The sequence below is a fragment of the Anaerococcus tetradius ATCC 35098 genome (genome assembly GCF_000159095.1).
GTDB classification, from domain to species: Bacteria; Bacillota; Clostridia; order Tissierellales; family Peptoniphilaceae; genus Anaerococcus; species Anaerococcus tetradius.
In genome coordinates, this window is sequence record NZ_GG666298.1 from 1 (window position 1) to 3,539 (window position 3,539).

The window sequence follows — 3,539 nt, forward strand, 5'->3', positions numbered from 1 at the left end:
TATTATGGCAATGAAGCAGAACAATATTCATTTTTTAGGATTCCCAAAACTTTATTTACCGACTTAAATTTTAAAAAACTATCCGTAGAAGCAAAAATTCTTTATGGAATTCTACTCGATAGAATGAGCTTGTCAATTAAGAATAAATGGTTAGATGAAGAAAACAAGGTATACATCATCTATACCATAGAAGAAATTATGGAAGTATTAAATTGGGGGAGAAATAAATCGGTCAAAGTAATGAAAGAAATTGAAGAGATAGGATTATTAGAAAAAAAGAGGTTAGGACTTGGAAAGCCAAATTTACTTTATGTAAAGAACTTTATTTACACAGAAAATAATAAAACTACAGAAGTTTCAAAAGCAAACTTCAAGAAGTTTAAAAAACAAACTTCAGGAAGTTTAGAAAACAAACCTCAAGAAGTTTCAAAAGAGGACTCTAATAATACTAATATTAATAATACTGAAACTAATAATACTGATTTTAATAATACCACCCCCATATCCCCCTTAGAAAAGCTAGGAGAAAAATCAAAAAAAATTTTGGAGGAGGAAGAATTAAAAGAAACTATAAAAAAGAATATATCTTATGAAACCTTTGAAAAAGTAAGAATAGAAGAAAAGAAGCAAGTAGATGTAATGATAAATGTACTTGTAAAAGCCTTAACTAGCTTACAAACATTAAAATAGGAGGGAGGCATATATCCAATGAAAATTTTAAAGAAAGATTTCTAAGTCTTAACTATAAACACATAGACTATGTTTTGAAATACCTAAGAGAAAATGCTCCAAAGGATATTAGAAACATTAATGCTTATCTACTGACTCTCTTATACAATGCAGATGAAAGTATTAGAAACATAGAAGTCATAAAGAGAGAAGATCAGAAAAGAGAAAACTATGACTATAGTAACGATGAGGATATTTGGAGAGAATTTTTAAATACTTGATAGGAGAGGCGCATATGGAATTAATAAAAGAAATCTTAGAACAGAAAATAAAAAATGCAGAAACAAATAGTCCATCAAAAGATGAAGAAAATAGGAGTTATATAGATCAAGAAACAGGATTAAAATATTGTGCAAAATGTAAAACACCAATTGAAAAAGAAATAGACTTCTTTGGAGAAATAAAAAAAGTTGGTATTTTATGTCAATGTAAAAAAGAAAGACAAAAATTAGAGGAAGAAAAAAGAAAAGAAAATAAAATGCTTTTAAAAATTGAACGCTTAAAAAAAGAGTGTTTTTCTGATCCTATCCTATTAAATTGGAATTTTAAAAATATGGACAAAGATAGTGAGCATGAAAAAGTAGCAAAAAACTATGTGGAAAAATTTGATGAAATATATGAAAATAATATAGGATTAATTCTCACAGGGAATGTGGGATGTGGAAAAACATATCTTGCAAGTGCTATAGCAAATGCTTTACTAGAAAAAGAAATATCAGTCAAAATGACAAATTTTTCAGTAATTTTAAATGATATGACTAACTTTGAGATTGATAAGAGTAAGTATATAGATAACCTAAATCATAAGAAACTATTAATTATTGATGATTTTGGAATGGAAAGAGATACAGATTTTGCAGCTGAGCATATCTTTAACATAATAGATAGTAGATATAGAAGTGGGAAACCTCTAATTATAACAACAAACTTAAATATATCAGCTTTAACTAATCCTGAAACTATAAAAGATAAAAGAATTTACTCAAGGATACTTGAAATATGCAGTCCCATTATATTTACAGGAGAAAATAGAAGAATAGAAAAAATGAAGGAGAAATCAAAATTAGCCTATGAAATATTAAAAAAGAATGAAAGTAGGTGAGTGAATGCAAAATGATGATATAAATAGCAGAACAATAGCCATAGTAAAAAAAGCGGGGATAGTTACAGCCAAGCAAGTTATAAATTTGATGAAGAAAATATTAGAAATAAATAAACATAAAGCGCAGACAGAACATTCAAGACCCTTAGAAAAATTTAAAAAAGTAAAAGTAAAAGACCTTGTAAAAAAAGGTAAAGTAGAAACCTTAGAATTAAATGACATAGACTTAAAAGCATTGAAAAAAGAATTAAAAAGATATGGGGTTAAATTTTCCATAAAGAAAGATTTAGAAAATGGAAACAACATTATCTTTTTTCAAGCAAAAGATATAAAAGTAATGGAACAAGCTTTTAAAAAGACAGTCCAGAAATTTACTAAAGATAAGTCAAGAAAAAGAAAATCTTTAATAGAAAGGCTTAATAACTTCAAGGATAAAGTCAAAGATACTATTGACAGAGATAAGGTTAAACATAAGCATCAGGAACAAAGTTTATAATAAAAGCACTTGGATATATAATATATATGATGAGAAGGCTATGAATAGTTTTATTGTTGAATACTATGAAAAAGAATTGGAATCATCCAGTAGAAGAATTTCTCTTATCTATAGATAAAAAATGAGAGCAGAAGCATTAGGAAAGAAACTAAAAAATACCTTTGAAAGTAAAATATAAGTATAATGGTGGTTTAAAATGACACATAAAAGAATATGTCCCATATGTAACTCAAAGATGAAGCAACAGTTTATAGGTCTATTACATTGCAAGTGTGGTATAAGCTATCATAAAGATCTAGGATATTTTAAAAGAAATGAAAATATGATGTTTGTCTTGGAAAGAAAAAAGATAGGTAAAAAAATAAAACAAGTTCCAGTAATAAGATATAAAAAAGATAAATAAAATACTAATGGGTAGAGAAATCTACTCTTTTTTATGGAGAGGAAGTGATTAATTCGAAAATACTAAATGAAATAATAAAAGATATAAAAAATGTTTTTAAGATAAGAGATAAGAAGAAATTTGTATTAGAAAATCTTCCTTACCTCTTATTTTTTTATATAGGAAATATCTTTGCAAGCCATGTCAACTCTTATGTAGGAGGAGATATAATAGATAGAATTCTAGTGGCTTTTAGTCAAATAGATACTTTAAAATATATTCCATCATTAAAAATAAAAAACCTGATACCCGGTCTAATTCTATCAGTAGTTATTAAGTTAATCCTTATACAGAAAAAGAAAAAAGCAAAAAAGTTTAGAGAGGGCAGAGAATATGGATCGGCAAGATGGGGAAATGAAAAAGATATTGAGCCATACATTGACAAGAAGTTTGAAAACAATGTGCTACTAACTCAAACGAAAGACTTACCATGAACAATAGACCTAAAAATCCAAAATATGCTAGGAATAAAAATGTATTGGTAATTGGAGGTTCTGGAGTGGTAAAACAAGGTTCTTTGTAAAGCCGAATCTCATGCAAATGCACTCTTCATATGTAGTGACCGATCCAAAAGGAACATTAGTCTTGGAAAGCGGAAAAATGTTGGAAAGAAATGGATATGAGATAAAAATACTAAATACAATAAACTTTAAAAAATCCATGAGATATAATCCCTTTGCATACTTGAAAAGTGAAAAAGATATTTTGAAATTAGTACAAACAATAATTGCAAATACTAAGGGAGAAGGAGAAAAATCAACTGAGGATTT

3 protein-coding genes and 2 pseudogenes are annotated in these 3,539 nt (G+C 27.3%); all 5 read left to right on the forward strand.

What is annotated here, in order from left to right:
- Window positions 1–950: pseudogene (locus HMPREF0077_RS06870) on the forward strand (replication initiator protein A); the annotation flags it as partial.
- A 14-nt stretch (window positions 951–964) separates the two neighbouring features.
- Window positions 965–1,831: an ATP-binding protein gene (locus HMPREF0077_RS06875; RefSeq protein WP_052588108.1), complete on the forward strand. Its 867-nt coding sequence runs from the start codon at window positions 965–967 to the stop codon at window positions 1,829–1,831.
- Between the two features lie 4 nt (window positions 1,832–1,835).
- Window positions 1,836–2,327 (forward strand): PcfB family protein, encoded by a 492-nt coding sequence (locus HMPREF0077_RS06880; RefSeq protein ID WP_004837287.1) that lies wholly within the window; start codon window positions 1,836–1,838, stop codon window positions 2,325–2,327.
- Between the two features lie 196 nt (window positions 2,328–2,523).
- On the forward strand, window positions 2,524–2,730 hold the full coding sequence (locus tag HMPREF0077_RS06885) for a hypothetical protein (protein WP_004829710.1): 207 nt from the start codon (window positions 2,524–2,526) through the stop codon (window positions 2,728–2,730).
- A gap of 44 nt (window positions 2,731–2,774) precedes the next feature.
- Window positions 2,775–3,539: pseudogene (locus tag HMPREF0077_RS06890) on the forward strand (type IV secretory system conjugative DNA transfer family protein); the annotation flags it as partial.

Bases quoted from the DNA above. Each gene is read 5' to 3' on its own strand.
- HMPREF0077_RS06875 (WP_052588108.1), top strand. From the start codon at position 965: ATGGAATTAATAAAAGAAATCTTAGAACAGAAAATAAAAAATGCAGAA.
- HMPREF0077_RS06880 (WP_004837287.1), top strand. From the start codon at position 1,836: ATGCAAAATGATGATATAAATAGCAGAACAATAGCCATAGTAAAAAAA.
- HMPREF0077_RS06885 (WP_004829710.1), top strand. From the start codon at position 2,524: ATGACACATAAAAGAATATGTCCCATATGTAACTCAAAGATGAAGCAA.